The following is a 12,810-nucleotide window of genomic DNA, read 5'->3' as shown; positions in this document are numbered from 1 at the left end:
CCCGTAGAATTCAGCCACCTGCACACCCTCGTACGTCCTGGAGCCTGCCGTCGTCACCCGAAGAAAGATCGCCCCGCGTCGGCGTGCTGACCCGCCCGGTCGATCCCGCCCCACCGCGCGCGTCGCCGGACGGCGCAAGCGACGCGATCGTCGCCGCATCCTGACCGGCGTTCTCGGCGTGCTCGTCGTGGGTGGCCTGGCGACCGGACTGGTGCTCACCTACGCGACGCCGGACTCCCTCGACGCACCCACCGAGCTGTCCGCGACCGCGCTGTCGCCCACGAGCGTCAAGCTCGCGTGGCACGGCTCGGACGACGTCGACTCGTACGTCGTGAAGGTCGGTGCCGATCGCGCCCTGACGAAGGCGAGGACGACCAAGGTCCCCGCCAAGGGCACGAGCGTCACGCTGGCCGATCTCGGTGCCACGACGCCCGGCATCGACCAGTTCTACCGGATCGACGCGATCCGCGACGGCAAGGTCAGGTCGTCCCGCACGGCGCGGTTCACGCTGAAGCCCGGCGCCCTCACCGGCGTGCGGATCAGGCAGACGACCGCCGACGGGGTGCGGGTGAGCTGGAAGAAGGTCGAGAACGCTCGCCAGTTCGACGTCACGATCGCGCGCGACAAGGCGTTCGCCAAGAAGGTCCTCTCGGTGCGTACGCTCCGCGGCTCCCACACGTTCGTGAGTCGCGGCCTGGCCGCTGCGACGACGTACTGGCTGCGGGTCCGCCCGGTCAACGGTGACCAGGTGGGCGCGAACGCCAAACCGGTCTCGTTCCGCACGATGCCGCGGCAGACGTCGTTCAAGGTCGGCACCTGGAACGTCTGCTCCGAGAAGTGCTCCGGCTACGCGGGCCGGGCCCGCATCGGCGCGGCATTCTTCAACGCCAACAAGATCGACATCTTCGGCCTGCAGGAGTCCGGCGGGCAGCGGGTCGGACGCACGACCAACGCGATCTGGAGCGGCGGCACGCAGAAGTTCGTCCGCGCCAAGGGTGGCGCCGAGGCGCGCTACATCTTCTACCGGCCCAAGCTGTTCACCCAGCTCAGCGGCAGCTACTTCGCGATCGGCGACGGCCGCCACACGACGTGGGCCAAGTTCCGGGTCAAGGCCACCGGCCGGATCTTCTACTTCGTCGACATCCACCTCGACAACGGCAAGGGCAACGACTCGCACCGGTCACGCGAGATGAACGTCGTGCTGGCCCACATGGCCGGCATCAACGACAAGGGCCTGCCGGTGATCTATGCCGGTGACTTCAACTCCGGCAAGCACCGCGGAGCCGACTCCCCCGGCGTCAAGATGCGCGCGGCCGGCATGACCGACAGCGTCGACCTCGTCAAGAACCCGGTCAACGCCCAGTTCAACACGAGCTACCCCGACGGCGGCACGCCCCGGTCGGGAGCCCACGTCGACCACATCTTCGTGTCCAAGGAGTTCACGGTGCTGTCCTGGAAGCAGCTCGTACGCCTCTCCGGTGGCAGCTACGCCCGGCCGGCCGTCTCCGACCACAACGCCCTGAGCGCGGTCGTCGCGCTCGACGCCGAGGCCAAGAAGCTCGGCGAGCCCACGGCCGTCACGACCGTCGCCGGCCTCGCCACACCCGCGCCCTAGGATGACCGGGTGAGCCTCGCCCATTTCCATGCCGTGATCCCCGCGGGCGGCGCAGGCACCCGCCTCTGGCCGCTGTCGCGCGCGTCCCGCCCCAAGTTCCTCCTCGACCTCGACGGCTCGGGTCGTTCGCTGATCCAGCAGACGTGGGACCGCCTGGTCGACCTGATCCCGCCCGAGCGCATCCACGTCGTCACCGGCGTCGCGCACGCCGATGCCATCCGTGCGCAGCTCCCCGAGCTGACGAACCTGCTGGTCGAGCCGTCGCCGCGCGACTCGATGCCCGCGATCGGCCTCGCCGCCGCCGTCATCGGCGCCACCGATCGCGACGCGATCATCGGCTCGTTCGCCGCCGACCACGTGATCGACGACCAGGTCTCGTTCGCCGAGGCGATCGGCCAGGCCGTCGCGGTCGCCGCCTCCGGCCTCATCACGACGATCGGCATCACGCCGGTCGGTCCGTCGACCGCGTTCGGCTACATCGAGTCCGGCGACCACCTGTCGATCGACGGTGCGGGCTCAGCGCGTGCCGTGGTCAAGTTCGTCGAGAAGCCCGATGCCGCCACCGCGGCGGCGTACGTCGCCAGCGGCGTGCACAGCTGGAACGGCGGAATGTTCGTGACCCGCACGGACGTCCTGCTGGAGCACCTCGCCCGCCTGCAGCCCACCCTCCACGACGGCCTGGCGACGATCGCCGGCTCGTGGGCCACCGACCGGCGTCAGGACGTGCTCGACGAGGTCTGGCCGACGCTGACCAAGATCGCCATCGACCATGCGATCGCCGAGCCGGTCTCGCTCGAGGGCGGCATGGCGGTCGTGCCCGGCGCGTTCGACTGGAACGACGTGGGCGACTACGCCGCGCTCCAGGACGTCGGCGGCGTCTCGTCGTCCGACACCGTGTGGGTCGACGCCGACGGCCTGGCGATCGCCGACGACGGCACCACGATCGCCGTGGTGGGCCTGCGCGACGTCGTCGTCGTACGGACGTCCGACGCGCTCCTCGTCACGACCCGGGCGCACGCCCAGCAGGTCAAGGACGTCGTCAGCCTGCTGAAGGACCGCGGCCGCGCTGACGTCGTCTGAGCTCGCGCTCGGTGAACGGCGGGACCAGGTCGATCAGCTCGCCGGCGACCGTGTCGGGCGTCGGGGTGTAGGCCTGGGCGACCTCGCCCGTGCCGACGACGTGGATGTCGCCGTCGTCGGGACCGGCGTAGACCGAGTCGCCGCGGCTCAGCTTGAGCCGCTCACCCGAGGCGCTGACCAGCTCGACCTCGCCACCCGTGCACACCACGATGCGCTGACCGGCAGCCGGCAACAGCGTGCCGCCGGGCTCGGCGCGTGAGCACTGGCTCACGGCCAGGGCGAACTCGCGTACGTCCGGGCTGAACACGTCGGTGGAGAAGCCGAAGGGTTCGGGGGTCACGCGAGCCAGCCGTGACATGCCGCGGTCGAGGCACTTGACGAGTCCCTCGGGGTCGAGGGCCTTGCTGGTGAGCCCGGCGCGCAGCACGTTGTCGGACGCCGCCATGACCTCCAGGCACATGCCGCGCAGATGCGCGTGGATGATGCCCGTGCCGAGGAATGCCGCCTCGCCCGGCTGCAGGGTCAGGCGGTTGAGCGTCAGCGAGATGACGACGCCGACGTCGTCCGGGTAGTGGTCGGCGATCTCGACCGCGGTCATGTAGGCACGCTTGACGTCGATGCCCTGGTCGACGAGCTCGCGGCAGCACACCACGATCTGCTCGATCTCCGCAGCCGAGATCTCCTCGGTCAGCAGGCGTTCGATCAGCCGTACGATGCCGCGGAACCCGGGAGCGGCGTGCAGGTCCTCGGCGAGGCTCTGCGCCAGCGGGGTGTCGATGCCGTTGAGCACCCGCAGGATCTCCGCGGTCGGCCGGAAGCCGACCAGCGTGTCGAACGTCGTGAGCGCGTAGGCCATCTCGGGCTTGTGGTGCGGGTCCTTGTAGGTCCGATGCGGCGCGTCGAGCGGCACGCCGGCCGCCTCCTCGGCGTCGAAGCCGGCCCGGGCCATGGCCTCGTTGGGATGCACCTGGAGCGACAGAGGCCGGTCCGCGGCGAGGATCTTGAACATGAACGGCAGCTCGCCGGCAACCTCGGCCAGGGTCATCGTGCGATCCGCTCCCTCGACCGTCGACGAACCCAGCGGGTGCGTGCCCATCCAGATCTCCGCGAGGGGCACCTCGCCCGGCTCACCGCCGATGAACTGCGGGATGTCGGTGCGCGAACCCCAGTCGTACGCCCTCGAGGCGTTGTCGAGGCGATGCATCACTTGTGCCTCGGCTTGCGCGTCGGAGCACCGTCCGTCTTGCCCGAGGGCTGGCTCGAAGCCTTTTTGTAGGGCTTGGCCGGCGCCGCCTTGGAGGGATAGGGCCGCTTCTCGTGGGACTTCTTGTAGGGCTTTCGGTCCTCGCGCGTGCGGCGGATCGGCGGGCCGGAATCGGGCTGCAGGTCAATCAGCTTGCCCGAGATGCGGGTGTTGGCGAGCGCCTCGAACACAGCCGGCGGCAGGTCGGCGGGGAGCTCGACGAGCGAGTGGTCCTGGCCGATCGTGATCTTGCCGAAGTCGGAGCGCTTGAGGCTGCCCTCGTTGGCCAGGGCGCCGACGATCGCCGACGGACCGATCTTGTGTCGCTTGCCGACCGCGACGCGGTAGACGGCAGCGCCTTCGGCGGGCAGCCGGTCGGACCGGCCGAAGCCTGCCGGCTTCTCGCGCGGTTCGAAGTCACGGGCCCGCGGCGGGGCCTTGGGCGGATCGGGACGCAGGAAGAACTCCTTGTCCGACTGGCTCATGACCGCCAGCGCGGCGGCCACGTCGGTCATCGAGACGTCGTTCTCGCTGGCGTACTCCTCGACCAGGGAGCGGAACGCGTGGAACGACGGCGAGCCCATGCTCGACGTGATCGCCTGGGCGAACCGGCCGGCGCGGCGCTCGTTGACCTCTTCGGCCGTCGGGATCGACATCTCCTCGACCGGGCGGCCGGAGACCTTCTCGATCGCCGACAGCATGCGGCGCTCGCGCGGCGTGACGAACAGGATCGCCTCGCCGGTGCGGCCGGCGCGGCCCGTGCGGCCGATGCGGTGGACGTACGCCTCGGTGTCGTGCGGGATGTCGTAGTTGACGACGTGCGTGATGCGGTCGACGTCGAGGCCACGGGCGGCGACGTCGGTCGCGACGATCAGGTCGATCGCGCCGGACTTCAGCTGGGCGACGGTGCGCTCACGCTGGGCCTGGACGAGGTCACCGTTGAGCGCAGCGGCGGAGTAGCCCCGGCCGCGCAGCTTGTCGGCGAGCTCCTCGGTCGCGGACTTGGTGCGGACGAACACCAGCATGCCGTCGCCGGTCTCCACCTCGAGCAGGCGCGTGAGGGCGTCGAGCTTGTGGTGGTGCGAGACCTGGATCCAGCGCTGACGGACCGTCGCGGTCGACGTCGTCGCCTTGGGCGTCGCGATGTCGACCGGGTCGTGCAGGTACTTCTTGGCCAGCGAACGGATCTGCCGCGGCATCGTCGCCGAGAACAGCGCGACCTGCTTGTACTCGGGCGTGTCGGCGAGGATGCGCTCGACGTCCTCCGCAAAGCCCATGTTGAGCATCTCGTCGGCCTCGTCGAGCACGAGGTACTCCAGCGACGTGAGGTCGAGGCTGCCGCGCTCGAGGTGGTCGATGACGCGTCCCGGCGTGCCCACGACGATGTGGGCACCCTTCTGCAGGCCCGACAGCTGGAAGCCGTAGCCCTGGCCGCCGTAGACCGGCAGCACGCGGATGCCGGGGATGTTGGTCGCGTACGCCGTGATGGCCTCGCAGACCTGGAGCGCCAGCTCACGGGTCGGCGCGAGGACGATCGCCTGGGTCTTGGCGTTGCTGGGGTCGATCTTCTGCAGGATGGGCAGCGCGAACGCGGCAGTCTTGCCGGTGCCGGTCTGTGCCAGGCCGACGACGTCCTTGCCCTCGAGCAGCGTCGGGATCGCGCGGGCCTGGATCGGCGTCGGCGTCTCGTAGCCGAGCGCGGCGAGCCGGTCGACGAGGGTGTCGACGAGGCCGAGGTCGGCGAACGTCGGCGTCTCGGGCGGGGTTTCGGTCGTGGTCATGGGTGCTCCTGGGTAGGTGGCGCGGGACCGGATCGGTCAAGTCCCGTGCAACCCACCGGCAGCCACATGCATGCCGGGGTCGTGTGAGAACGTACGCGCCCAGCCTCCACGGTATCGGTCGACGACTCGTTCGGAGAAACTCACGAGGCGTGTGATGCGACTCAGTAGGCGCCGGCCGATGACACGACGGCCCGGAACGTCTTCCAGAGGATCAGCATGTCGCCCACGAGGGACCAGTTCTCGACGTAGTAGAGGTCGAGCCGCATCGTCTCCTCCCAGTCGAGGTCGGACCGCCCTGAGATCTGCCACGGCCCGGTCATGCCCGGGCGTACGAGCAGCCGTCGGCGGGCCTCGGCGGCGTAGCCCGAGACCTCGGAGACCAGCGGAGGACGCGGACCGACGAGGCTCATGTCGCCCTTGACGACGTTGAGCAGCTGGGGCAGCTCGTCGAGCGAGTAGCGGCGCAGGGTGCGGCCCACGCGGGTGACCCGCGGGTCGTCGCGCATCTTGAACATCACGACGTTGCTGGTGTCGGGCTGCAGGTCGGCCAGCATCTGGTCGGCGCCTTCGACCATGCTGCGGAACTTGATCATGCCGAACGTCTTGCCGTCGCGGCCGACGCGCTCCTGGACGAAGAAGACCCGACCCGGGCTCGTCAGCTTGATCGCGATCGCCAGGGCCACGAGGATCGGCGAGAAGAGCAGGAGCAGGCCGAGGCCGCCGACCCGGTCGAGCAGGTCCTTGGCCCACCGCTGGGCGCCGCGATAGGCGGGCTGCTCGACGTGCAGGAGCGGCAGCCCGGCGACCGGACGGATGTGGACGCGGGGACCGGCGATGTTGGCCAGCGACGGAGCCACGATGATCTCGATGTCGTAGCCCTCGAGGTCCCAGCCGAGCCGGCGCACCATCTCGGGGTGCATCGCGTCGGACGAGGTGATGATGACGGCGTTGGTGCCGGCCGCGACCACCGTGTTCGTCAGGTCGTCGACGCCGCCGAGCACGGGGACGCCGGCGATGTGACTGGGCGGGTCCTGGCTCGTGATGCAGGCTCCAGAGAGGCGGTAGCCGAACGCCGCGTTGCGGTTGATGACGGCGGCGAGGTGCTGCACGGCGTCGGCGCTGCCGACGACGATCGCGTCGTGCGTCATGCTCCCGTGCTGGCGCCGCACCAGCAGCCACTGCCGCCAGGACCACCGGCTCAGCGTCAGGAGCAGCAGCCCGAACGGCAGCAGCACCACGACGTACGTGCCCGGGATCGCGAACCGCAGGATGTAGCCGATGAACGCGATGATCGCGAACACGACGAGCGTGGAGTTGAAGACCCGCTTGTACTCCTCGGGGCCGGCTCCGAAGACCCGCAGGTCACGCGTGCCGGCGACCGTCAGGACGACGTACCAGAGCACCAGCATCGAGATCGTGAAGCAGATGGGGAACGCGCTGTAAGGGTCGATGTCGGGCTGGTCGAGGTTCTCGGCCCAGACGACGTGTGCCGTGACGAAGGCCCACGCGAGGACCACCAGGTCGGAGCCCAACAGGATGCGGCCATAGCGGCGCTCCCAATCGGTTCCCCGCTGGTCGACCGAGGACTCCACTTCCGCTCCCGTTCCGCCGAGTGTCTGATCGGCGACGGGATCGATCCGGAGGCTCACGCTCTGGTCGGACGCCGAACCATGCGCCGGCCGAGTGCGACCGTCAGCATGAGTGCTCCGATCAGGAGAGCCGTCACCATGACGCTCCCGGCACCGAGCACGAGATCACGGTAGCCGCCGTCGGCATCACGAGACGAGGCGAGGGGGCCTGCACCGGACTGCAGGACGAAGAACAGTGCGGGCGCAAGGGCGACGACCGCGGTGCACGCGAACGCGAGGAACACTCGACGCATGCTGATCGGCGTGTAGTCCATGGCCACCTGGAATTCGTGGAGGGGGCGCTTGGGAGTCGGCGCCTGTTTCCCTAAAAACGATTGTGCGCCAGTCGGGTTACGTGTGTGACGGTTTCTCTTGTTTTCGATGAACCACGAAAAGGCGACCGGGTGTCGTAATCTTCCGGTGAACGCCTCGGGTCCACAAGGAGTGATCGGTGAGTCAACGCCCTCTCGTCAAGCCGCTCGTCCGACGATGGCCGACCCTGATCCTGATGACCTTGGTGGGCATCGGCCTGGCCGTCCTCTATCTCAACCTCGCGACGCCGCGCTACACCGCGCACGCCGAGGTGCTCATCTCTCCACCGCTGGCCAAGAGCACTGACTCGGTGTCGGAGCGGACCATCGAGTCGTACGCCCATGTGCTCGGCGGGCGCAGCACCGCAGCCCGCGTGATCGAGGACCTCGGGCTCTCGGGCAGCGCCGGCTCGGTTGATCGTCACCTCGACGCCTCGGTCGTGCACGGCACGTCCGTGCTGCGAGTGACCGCCGACGACGAGAGCCGGCAGAAGGCCGCCGACCTGAGCCAGTCCGCCGCCGAGGCGTTCGTCGCCTGGGTCGGTGACCAGGACACCCAGCTCACCGCCTCCGTGTCCGAGGACGCCACGCCGCCCTCCGACCCGTCGAGCCCTGCCCGGGTGCCGTGGCTGATCGTCGGCGGCCTCCTGGGCCTGCTCGCCGGCCTGGTGATCGCCGCCGCCCGCAACGCCGCCGACCGCAGCATCCACAGCCCGGCAGAGCTCGAGGAGGCGTCCGGAGCCCCCGTGCTCGGCGCCATCGCGTACGACCGGGCGGCAGTCCAGACTCCGCTCATCACGTCGCTCGGCACCCACCACCCCCGCTTCGAGGCTGTGCGCATCCTGCGCACCAACCTGCAGTTCCTCGACATCGACCGTGACAACAAGGTCATCACGATCACCAGCTCCCTCGCCGGCGAGGGCAAGTCGACGACGGCCTGCAACCTCGCGATCGCGTTGGCTCAGGCCGGGGCGCAGGTCGCCCTGGTCGAGGGCGACCTGCGCCGCCCGCGGGTCAGCGAGTACCTCGGCATCGAGAAGTCCGTCGGCCTCACGACGGTCCTGGTCGGCCGCGTGGCGCTCGACGCAGCGCTGCAGCAGGCCGCGACCCCGGGCCTCGACGTGCTGGCGAGCGGCGCGCTGCCGCCCAACCCGTCCGAGATCCTGCAGACCAACGCGATGCGGTCGCTCGTCTCGGAGCTGCGTCATCGCTACGACGTCGTGCTGATCGACGCTCCGCCCCTGCTTCCGGTCACCGACGCGTCGCTGCTGGCCTCGATCTCGGACGGCGCGATCCTCGTCGTCAAGCACGGCGAGACGGGGCTCGACGAGGTGCGGACCGCCACCGAGCGGTTGAACTCGGTCGGCGCACGGTTGCTCGGCACGGTGCTGAGCATGTCGCCGGTCAAGGAGCTGTCGCGCTACGGCTACGGCTATGGGTACGGCTACGGTCCCGAGTACTTCGAGAAGACCACCAGCGGCCGGAAGCGCCGCAACCGCTAGGGCTCAGCCCACTGCGACGAGCGCGTTGAGGCGCTCGCTGATCGTGCGGACCGCCGCGTCGATCTGGTCCGCCGTGTGCCGGTGGACCTCCGGACTGCGACGGTAGGGGTCGCCGATGTCGATGTCCGACGGCGCCTTGCTGCGCTGCCGCGACGCGTCGGCGACCAGGGCTCGCGGGTCGTCGCCGTCGACGATGTCGCAGAGCGCCGCGAACTCGAGCAGCGTGAACGTACGCCGGAGCGCCGCCGGGGTGATCTCGAGGACCGCCGACCGGTGCGAACGCGTCGCGGTGAGGATCAGGTCGGCGGAGTCGACGAGATAGGTGTCGATCGCGTGGGAGCGGAAGTTGGTGTTCGAGTGACCGAGCCGCATCAGCTCCATCGCGGCCATGCCGTCCATCGGTTGGAGGTCCCAGCCCTGCGTGCCGGCGCTCGCGACCTCGAACTCCTCGTCGTCCAGCTGAGCGCGCAGCAGCGCCTCCATGATGGGCGAGCGGCAGATGTTGGCGGTGCACACCGCCAGGATCGCGAAACGCTGTGAGGACATCAGCCGAGGACCGGTCGTACGTGGAGCCCGGCCTCGGGGTCGACGAGCACCTCCTGGTTGGCGGCCACGCCGTCCGCCAGCAGGGTCGCCGCAGGGTCCACGTTGCGCTTGACGACCGCGAGAGCGATCGGCCCCAGCTCGTGGTGGCGCGCCGACGAGCCGACGAATCCCACGCGTACGCCGTCCAGCGTGACGTCGGAGCCGTGCGCCGGGAGGTGGTCGACCGAGCCGTCGAGCAGGAGTCGTACGAGGCGACGCGGCGGCCGGCCCAGCGTGTGCACGCGGGCGACCGTCTCCTGGCCGCGGTAGCAGCCCTTGTCGAGGTGCACGGCCACGCCGAGCAGGCCGACCTCGTTGGGGATCGTCTTGTCGTCGGTGTCCAGGCCGACGCGCACGAGGCCCGCCTCGATCCGCTCGGCCTCCCACGCCCACATGCCGACGGGGTCGCCGAGCTCGGCGGGCAGGTCCGCGAGTGAGGCGCGCGGGCCCAGCTCCCAGCGCAGCCCGGGCAGGCCGATGACGGCCCACTCGTCGGTGGCGAGCGCGACCTCGACGCGGAGCATGAAACGCATGCGGTCGAGGAACTCGACGAGGGCGGCGCCGGCGCCGGGCTCGGTGTGCGCCCAGAACGTCTCGCCGTCGTCGACACCGGAGAAGCCGTGCTCGATGCGCCCCTGGGGCGACAGCAGCAGGACCTCGGTCGGCACGCCGGGGGCGAGGTTCTCGAGGAACTGGGTCGTGAGCGAGTGCAGCCAGGTCAGGCGGTCCGGGCCCGTGATCGTGACGACGTCGCGGTGCGACAGGTCGACGAACGTGTGACCGTCGGCGAGCCGCCGCTGCTCGGCGGCGATGGCGCCGTAGTGGGCCGCGACGGCGTTGTCGGGCGCGTCTCCGCCCACGGCCCCGGGCAGGGCCAGCAGCGGGCTAGACACGGGCCAGCCTCCCCCACAGGTGCGACTGCATCTCCTGCCCCTCGGCGGCCATGTCGTAGGCGTACATCAGGTCGCCCTCGACGAGGCCGTACATGCGCTGGCCGGCGGTGTACTCCTTGGCGGTCGACGTACGCGCGACGAGGTCCGTCGCGAGCGTGACGCGCGGGCCGTCGACCTTGCCGTACCAGACCTCGGCGTAGCCGGTGGGGTGGGCGAGGACCAGCTCGAGCTCGCCGTCGCCCACAGGGCGCAGGAACCCGGTCTCGAGTGCACCGGGGCGTACGCGCTCGCCCTTGTCGTCGGTGATCCACGTGCGGCTGAAGTAGTGCAGGAACGGCCGGGTGTCGTGCGCGAACACGACATCCTGCTCGTAGGAGAACGGCTCGATCGTCGGATAGTCGCCGTGCCCGTCGCCGTGCCAGTTGCCCAGCAGCCACACGACCGGCATCAGGTCGGGGTGCAGGTCAGACGGGATCTCGAACGGCATGATTCCAGTCTACGGTGGCCCTCTACTCTGGCTCCCATGAGAGCCGTCGTGCAGAGGGTTACCGGCGCCAGGGTCGAGGTCCCTTCGACAGGCTCAGGACAAGCGCGAGAGGTCGTCGGCGAGATCGGCACCGGACTCGTCGTCCTGCTCGGCGTCACGCACGACGACACGACCGGGGCCGCCGAACGGCTCGCCGCGAAGATCTGGACGCTGCGCATCCTGCGCGACGAGAAGTCCGCGTCGGACCTCGACGCCGCGATCCTCGTCGTCAGCCAGTTCACCCTCTACGGCGATGCCCGCAAGGGCCGGCGCCCCACCTGGACGGCTGCCGCGCCGGGCCCGGTCGCCGAGCCGCTCTACGACCACTTCTGCGCGACCCTGCGCTCCCTCGGCGCGACTGTCGCGGAAGGCGTGTTCGGGGCCGACATGGCGATCTCCCTCACCAACGACGGACCGACCACGCTCCTGCTCGAGGTCTGAGGCCACCGCAAGTTGGATGCCTTGGCGCAACCCGGCAGAATGGACGGGATTCCCTGAGGACGGAGCACGATGGCAGGCAGGTTCGGCAACTACCGTGACGCCGGCAAGCGGCGCGCGGACGCTGACAAGTTCCGCCGGCGCCACCGCAAGACGTTCATCGCCCTCGTGACGCTCGGGGTCGTCGTCAGCCTCGGCATCGGCATCACCGGCGCCTACGCCTACATGCTCAACAAGCAGCTCGGCAACGTCGACAAGGTCAAGGTCAGCGAGAAGCTCAAGGAGAAGGAGCGCCCCGACCCCGACAAGGGCAACGCGCTCAACATCCTGCTGCTGGGCTCAGACAAGGGCAAGAAGATCCCCGGCGAGTCCGAGAACACGTCACTCTCCGAGGACGCCAAGGCCGCGAAGTGGCCGGTCGGCAAGTACCGCAGCGACACGTTGATGATCGTGCACATCACGGCCAACCGTAAGTACGCGTTCCTCGCCTCGATCCCCCGTGACACGTTCACCACGATCTACGACGCCGAGGGCAATCCGCACGGGCAGCAGAAGATCAACGCCGCGTTCTCCGAGTTCGGCCCGGTCGGCGCGGTGTCGACCGTCGAGCACCTCACCAACCTGCGCATGAAGCACGTCGCGATCATCGACTGGGAGGGGTTCAAGGACCTCTCGACGGCCGTCGGCGGTGTCCCGGTGCACATCCCCGACGACACGTACGACGAGATGCAGCACGTGCAGTGGAAGGCCGGCGACTACAACCTCAAGGGCAAGAAGGCCCTCCAGTACGTCCGCCAGCGCCACGGCCTGCTCCGGGGCGACTTCGACCGCATCGCCCGCCAGCAGAACTTCCTGCGCGCCCTCATGGGCAAGATCCTCAGCAAGGGCGTCACCCGCAACCCGGTCAAGCTCATCAACACCGTCAAGGCGCTGACCAAGAACCTCACGGTCGATGCCGAGTGGTCGGGCAGCGACATGCGCGGGCTCGCCCTGTCGCTGCGCGGTATGCACACCCGCGACGTCTACTTCCTGTCCGCGCCGGTCGCCGGCACCGAGACGATCCCGGTCTACGGCAGCATCGTGCGGCTCAACCAGGCCAAGTCCGACGAGCTGTTCACCGCGTTCCGCAAGGACAACCTGCGGGCGTACCTCAAGAAGTACCCCGACGACGTGCTCAAGAAGGACGTCGACTGACCGAGGCCCGGGGG

General features: G+C 69.5%; 12 protein-coding genes. 5 read left to right on the top strand and 7 right to left on the bottom strand.

Translation table 11 applies throughout. The features are described 5' to 3' along the window. Positions 1 to 178 precede the first annotated feature (178 nt). Together ASE12_RS15615 and ASE12_RS15610 are read left to right on the top strand one after the other, a co-directional pair. Positions 179 to 1,615, top strand: coding sequence for an endonuclease/exonuclease/phosphatase family protein (locus ASE12_RS15615; RefSeq protein WP_056402607.1), 1,437 nt, complete (start codon positions 179 to 181; stop codon positions 1,613 to 1,615). A gap of 9 nt (positions 1,616 to 1,624) precedes the next feature. Continuing rightward, positions 1,625 to 2,695 (top strand): mannose-1-phosphate guanylyltransferase, encoded by a 1,071-nt coding sequence (locus ASE12_RS15610; protein WP_056402604.1) that lies wholly within the window; start codon positions 1,625 to 1,627, stop codon positions 2,693 to 2,695. On the opposite strand, the gene manA is transcribed toward ASE12_RS15610, so the two are convergent. From manA to ASE12_RS15590, 4 genes are all read right to left on the bottom strand, one after another. Next, the gene (manA, locus tag ASE12_RS15605; protein ID WP_056402601.1) at positions 2,655 to 3,899 is read right to left on the bottom strand and encodes a mannose-6-phosphate isomerase, class I; all 1,245 of its coding nucleotides are present in this window, start codon (positions 3,897 to 3,899) and stop codon (positions 2,655 to 2,657) included. The genes ASE12_RS15610 and manA overlap by 41 nt on opposite strands. Then, positions 3,899 to 5,719 (bottom strand): DEAD/DEAH box helicase, encoded by a 1,821-nt coding sequence (locus tag ASE12_RS15600; RefSeq protein ID WP_082582318.1) that lies wholly within the window; start codon positions 5,717 to 5,719, stop codon positions 3,899 to 3,901. Before ASE12_RS15600 ends, manA begins: the two co-directional genes overlap by 1 nt. A 161-nt stretch (positions 5,720 to 5,880) precedes the next feature. Continuing rightward, entirely contained in the window at positions 5,881 to 7,368 is a 1,488-nt protein-coding gene (locus ASE12_RS15595) for a sugar transferase (protein WP_056402599.1), read from the bottom strand. Then, positions 7,365 to 7,628, bottom strand: coding sequence for a hypothetical protein (locus tag ASE12_RS15590; protein WP_157412980.1), 264 nt, complete (start codon positions 7,626 to 7,628; stop codon positions 7,365 to 7,367). The genes ASE12_RS15595 and ASE12_RS15590 overlap by 4 nt, the downstream gene beginning before the upstream one ends. A gap of 170 nt (positions 7,629 to 7,798) precedes the next feature. Between ASE12_RS15590 and ASE12_RS15585 the strand changes: the two genes are divergently transcribed. Further along, positions 7,799 to 9,160, top strand: coding sequence for a polysaccharide biosynthesis tyrosine autokinase (locus tag ASE12_RS15585; RefSeq protein WP_056402594.1), 1,362 nt, complete (start codon positions 7,799 to 7,801; stop codon positions 9,158 to 9,160). A gap of 3 nt (positions 9,161 to 9,163) precedes the next feature. Here the strand turns inward: ASE12_RS15585 and ASE12_RS15580 are convergent, their stop codons facing one another. The 3 genes from ASE12_RS15580 to ASE12_RS15570 are packed head-to-tail and all read right to left on the bottom strand — an operon-like array spanning position 9,164 to position 11,125. After that, positions 9,164 to 9,706 (bottom strand): hypothetical protein, encoded by a 543-nt coding sequence (locus ASE12_RS15580; RefSeq protein ID WP_056402591.1) that lies wholly within the window; start codon positions 9,704 to 9,706, stop codon positions 9,164 to 9,166. After that, positions 9,706 to 10,638 carry a folate-binding protein YgfZ gene (locus ASE12_RS15575; protein WP_056402586.1) on the bottom strand — a complete coding sequence of 311 codons (933 nt, stop codon included), beginning with the start codon at positions 10,636 to 10,638 and terminating at the stop codon, positions 9,706 to 9,708. Before ASE12_RS15575 ends, ASE12_RS15580 begins: the two co-directional genes overlap by 1 nt. After that, a complete protein-coding gene (locus ASE12_RS15570; protein ID WP_056402582.1) occupies positions 10,631 to 11,125 on the bottom strand; it encodes an FABP family protein in 495 nt (164 codons plus the stop codon). Before ASE12_RS15570 ends, ASE12_RS15575 begins: the two co-directional genes overlap by 8 nt. 36 nt (positions 11,126 to 11,161) lie before the next feature. On the opposite strand from ASE12_RS15570, the gene dtd reads away from it, so the two are divergent. Together dtd and ASE12_RS15560 are read left to right on the top strand one after the other, a co-directional pair. Continuing rightward, positions 11,162 to 11,605 (top strand): D-aminoacyl-tRNA deacylase, encoded by a 444-nt coding sequence (gene dtd / locus ASE12_RS15565; RefSeq protein WP_056402579.1) that lies wholly within the window; start codon positions 11,162 to 11,164, stop codon positions 11,603 to 11,605. A gap of 69 nt (positions 11,606 to 11,674) precedes the next feature. Continuing rightward, entirely contained in the window at positions 11,675 to 12,796 is a 1,122-nt protein-coding gene (locus ASE12_RS15560; protein WP_056402576.1) for an LCP family protein, read from the top strand. Positions 12,797 to 12,810 lie beyond the last annotated feature (14 nt).

It is taken from the genome of Aeromicrobium sp. Root236, from assembly GCF_001428805.1.
GTDB lineage: Bacteria > Actinomycetota > Actinomycetes > Propionibacteriales > Nocardioidaceae > Aeromicrobium.
The sequence above is the reverse complement of the archived record's forward strand: the minus strand, read 5'-3'. Positions and strand labels throughout refer to the sequence as shown.